The sequence below is a fragment of the Chromohalobacter sp. HP20-39 genome, from assembly GCF_033052815.1.
GTDB lineage: Bacteria > Pseudomonadota > Gammaproteobacteria > Pseudomonadales > Halomonadaceae > Chromohalobacter.
The window spans coordinates 1-264 of sequence record NZ_JAWHTP010000770.1; the positions used below are offsets into that span (position 1 = coordinate 1).

Consider the following 264-nt stretch of genomic DNA (forward strand, 5'->3'; position numbering starts at 1 on the left):
GTCTAAAAAATGCAATACAGCAACGGTAGATCGAAAATTTCACATCTTCGTTGCTAAGATGGAACGAAGAATTTAGAACATCTCTCTATGATCGACCTCGACGCAAACGACCTCCTGCTGTTTGCTCGCGTCGCTGAAGTCGGCAGCTTCAGCCGCGCAGCTGACCGCTTGCGACTGCCCAAATCCACTGTGTCGCGGCGTATTGCGGCCTTGGAGAAGCGACTGGGGGAGCGGCTCGTCAACCGTAGCTCGCGCAAGCTGACG

General features: G+C 54.2%; 1 protein-coding gene. It reads left to right on the top strand.

The window, feature by feature from the left end; all coding sequences use genetic code 11:
• Positions 1-87 precede the first annotated feature (87 nt).
• Positions 88-264: LysR family transcriptional regulator (locus RVY79_RS20035; RefSeq protein WP_317466332.1), on the top strand; the 177-nt coding region annotated here is incomplete at its 3' end.